The 3,413-nt window shown below is 64.8% G+C and carries 6 protein-coding genes; 4 read left to right on the forward strand and 2 right to left on the reverse strand.

The window, feature by feature from the left end; translation table 11 throughout:
- Window positions 1-629 (reverse strand): TetR/AcrR family transcriptional regulator (locus AC2VOU_RS06455; protein ID WP_486956623.1); only part of this gene is annotated, 629 nt, incomplete at its 3' end.
- A 199-nt stretch (window positions 630-828) separates the two neighbouring features.
- On the opposite strand from AC2VOU_RS06455, the gene AC2VOU_RS06460 reads away from it, so the two are divergent.
- The gene (locus AC2VOU_RS06460; protein ID WP_486956624.1) at window positions 829-1,326 is read left to right on the forward strand and encodes a phosphate-starvation-inducible PsiE family protein; all 498 of its coding nucleotides are present in this window, start codon (window positions 829-831) and stop codon (window positions 1,324-1,326) included.
- A gap of 80 nt (window positions 1,327-1,406) precedes the next feature.
- A complete protein-coding gene (locus AC2VOU_RS06465; protein ID WP_486956625.1) occupies window positions 1,407-1,847 on the forward strand; it encodes a hypothetical protein in 441 nt (146 codons plus the stop codon).
- Between the two features lie 92 nt (window positions 1,848-1,939).
- Here the strand turns inward: AC2VOU_RS06465 and AC2VOU_RS06470 are convergent, their stop codons facing one another.
- The gene (locus AC2VOU_RS06470; protein ID WP_486956626.1) at window positions 1,940-2,086 is read right to left on the reverse strand and encodes a hypothetical protein; all 147 of its coding nucleotides are present in this window, start codon (window positions 2,084-2,086) and stop codon (window positions 1,940-1,942) included.
- An 84-nt stretch (window positions 2,087-2,170) separates the two neighbouring features.
- On the opposite strand from AC2VOU_RS06470, the gene AC2VOU_RS06475 reads away from it, so the two are divergent.
- Both AC2VOU_RS06475 and AC2VOU_RS06480 read left to right on the forward strand, forming a co-directional pair.
- Entirely contained in the window at window positions 2,171-2,590 is a 420-nt protein-coding gene (locus tag AC2VOU_RS06475) for an ATP-binding protein (protein WP_486956627.1), read from the forward strand.
- A complete protein-coding gene (locus AC2VOU_RS06480; RefSeq protein WP_486956628.1) occupies window positions 2,587-3,378 on the forward strand; it encodes an RNA polymerase sigma factor SigF in 792 nt (263 codons plus the stop codon). The genes AC2VOU_RS06475 and AC2VOU_RS06480 overlap by 4 nt, the downstream gene beginning before the upstream one ends.
- The last annotated feature ends 35 nt before the right edge of the window (window positions 3,379-3,413 follow it).

Genomic DNA, 3,413 nt, shown 5'->3' on the forward strand with positions numbered 1-3,413 from the left:
GCCAACGTCTCGGGAATGGTCTGCACCCGGATGATCGCGTCGAGCAGCGAGTGCGCGCAGGATTGGCTGAGTTGGAGTGCGTCGGTCTCCGGATGGATGATGCGCTGCCGACACACCTCGAAGGTCAGCGCCAGCCAAGAGTGAATGACGATTTCCAGGTCGCGCTCGACGTCAGGCTCGAACGGGCTGCCGGACCCGTCGACCTCGACGATACGGCTCATGATGTGTTCCATCTGCCGGTCTTTGGCTTCGTCGTCGATGCCGAGCAATACCGGGTCGGAACGGCCGAGTCCGACATATGCCGCCCAAGCCGCGTGCGGGTGCTCCTGGTGGTAGCGCATGTAGGCCAGTACTCCGTCACGCACCTCCTCGAAAAGGTTCTGACCAGGGGTCGGCAGCGTATTGGTGGTTTCGAACAGCTGATCGGCCTGCCCCTTGACGACGGCGGCGAAGAATGCCCGCTTGTCCGGGAAGTAGTGATACATCAACGCCCTCGACACACCGGCACGCTCGGCGATCTCGTCGATGCGGACCTCGTCGTAGGGTCGCTGACCGAAAACCTCCGCGCCCAAAGCGAGCAGTTCAGCGCGGCGGTCTTCCGGTGAGAGCCGGCGCCTTGGCGTTCGCATAGGGCTGATGGTACTTGCCGTTGCTCTGCGCAGGCCCGTAACGCTCTCTGGGGCCCCGCAGACTTTGGTCCGCCCAAGCACGGATCCGCGCCCGGGGCTCAACAACGAGTGCTCGCCGCGAAGCTGTCGTCGTAACTCGAGCGGTGCCGCCCGCGAGCGGGAGTCCGCCCATGATTCGCCCGCCATAGAATCAAGCGCCATGGATGCCGAGGCCGAACCGACGACCCACGCGTTGAGCCAGCGGATCGGCGGACTGGTCAACGCCTTCGAGACGATCATCTACGCCATCGCCTTCCTCCTGCTGGTGGCAGCTGCGGCGCTGGTGGTGATCGGCGGCGCCGAGACCATCATGCAAACCGTCAGCCATAAGTTCGACGTGCTGCAGGGTGGTGTCCTCGTGCTGGACCGGGTCCTGATGGTGCTGATCATCGCTGAGATCGCCGCGACGTTGCGCGCGGTGCTGCTGTATCACGAAATCGCCGCAGAGCCTTTTCTTTTCATTGGGTTGATCGCCTGTGTGCGGCGCATCCTGATCGTGACTGCGGCGTCCGAGCAGGTGCACTCCGACAAGGAGCTCGACCGCCTGCTGTTCCAGCTAGGTGCGCTGGGCCTCCTGATCATCGGAATCGCCGTGGCGATCTTCATGATTCGGTACAGCGCTCGTGGCACGTCGCCGAGTGACCGGGACCACGGCTGACCTGGTTTGACGCCGGTCGATCGCTGGGTATATCCGGGTGGAGCAGGCAGAGGCGCGCGAAGACGATTTAGGGATCTCGGATGACGACACAGCAACATTCCGCTACGAATGACCGCCTCGGGCACCCAGACAAGCTCGGACATACGGATGACTGCGGCCCCTCAGCCAAGCGGGGGCGTACAGACAACGACGTACATCATGCCGTCCGGTACGCGGTACTGGCTGCGTTGGCCGGCGTGGGCTTCCTCGTTGTCGCCGCGCTGTGGGATAGCACCTGCACAGGCGCGTTGTCCGTCGACACCGCGGCATGCGGGGCGCCCCAGCTGACCATTCTGGCTTTCGGTGGCCCGGTGATCTTGCTGGTCGCCGGTTTGTACGCGTTCGTCCGCACCTACCGTGTCCGGCACGACCGGGGAACCTGGTGGGCCTGGCAGGGTGTCGGCTGGCTGCTGATGACCCTGATGTTCGTCACGCGCACGGTGGGCGCCGCCCCGATCGTCGGGCCGGTGCTGGCCCGTTGAGCGAGCACCCGCGGCGTCGGGTTTGAATCGTCGCTGGTTGTGGGTATTGCTTCGACGCGCGACGCGCATGTCGGCGGAGGGTCCGCTGGTCGTCAGATCATGGGTGACAGAATGACAAACGCGACGAGATGAATGCCCACCGCGGCGAACACAAGGACCACCAACGTGATGACGGAAACGACTGCGATACGCCGTATCCGGCGCGTCCGCTGGAATCCCGCCTTCTCGGTCGAACTCATGGCGGGCGGAATGCCCCGGCGGCGATCATGGCTAACCAGGTCGAGCGCGAGGGTAGTGTCGATCCAACAATGCTGGGAGGCTCGATGACCGCTGCTGCGAAGCCGGCGAAAGATCAGCAACGCGGTGATCGCGCCATCGAATTGCGGGTGGCGGCGGCGCTGGAGAACTTGGCCGTCTTACGAACGTTGGTCGGAGCGGTCGGCACCTTCGAGGATCTCGACTTCGACGCGGTCGCCGACCTGCGACTTGCCGTTGACGAAGTGTGTACGAGATTGATTCGCTCGGCCGTGCCCGGCGCTACCCTTGAGTTGGTGATCGACCCGCACGACAGGGAATTGCGCATCGAGGCCACGACCACATGCACCACCGGCGACGTGGTGACCCCGGGAAGCTTCAGTTGGCACGTCCTGACATCGCTGGCCGACGACGTGCAGACCTACCAGAGCGGCAACGGCACCGTCGGGATCGCGCTGACCACCCGACGGGCGGACTCTCCCAGGTGACAGCGCGAGCTGTCGGTGGTTCGTCTCCATCCCGTTCCAACGAATACGCCGACGTTCCCGACATGTTCCGTGAGCTGGCGACGCTTGACACCAGCTCATCGGACTTTGGGCGCCATCGCGACAAAATCGTGGAGCGCTGCCTGCCGCTGGCCGATCACATCGCGCGCCGGTTCGAGGGGCGCGGCGAAGCGCGCGACGATCTGGTTCAAGTGGCCCGCGTAGGGCTCGTCAACGCGGTGGCCCGGTTCGACGTCGAAGCTGGCTCTGATTTCGTCTCCTTCGCGGTGCCCACGATCATGGGCGAAGTCCGTCGGCACTTTCGCGACAACAGCTGGTCGGTCAAGGTTCCGCGACGGCTGAAAGAACTGCACCTGCAGCTCGGCGCGGCAACCGCCGAGCTGTCGCAGCGGTTGGGCCGCGCGCCGACCGCCTCCGAGTTGGCGCACGAACTCGAGATGGACCGAGCCGAAGTGGTCGAGGGCCTGGTGGCCGGCAGCTCGTACAACACGTTGTCGATCGACAGCGGCGGCAGCGGCGGCGACGAGGAAGTCCGGGCCATCGTCGACACGCTCGGCGATGTCGACACCGGTCTCGAGCGCATCGAGAACCGCGAGGCGCTGCGACCGCTGCTGGAGGGGCTTCCCGAGCGCGAGCGAACCGTGTTGGTGCTCAGGTTTTTCGAGTCCATGACGCAGACGCAGATTGCCGAGCGGGTCGGGATCTCGCAGATGCACGTCTCGCGGTTGCTGGCGAAATCGCTGGCGCGACTACGGGACGAGATGGAATAGCCGGCGCTCACCCGGGTCTTCGTCCAACATCGCGC

The organism is Mycobacterium sp. TH-M25, from assembly GCF_057473665.1.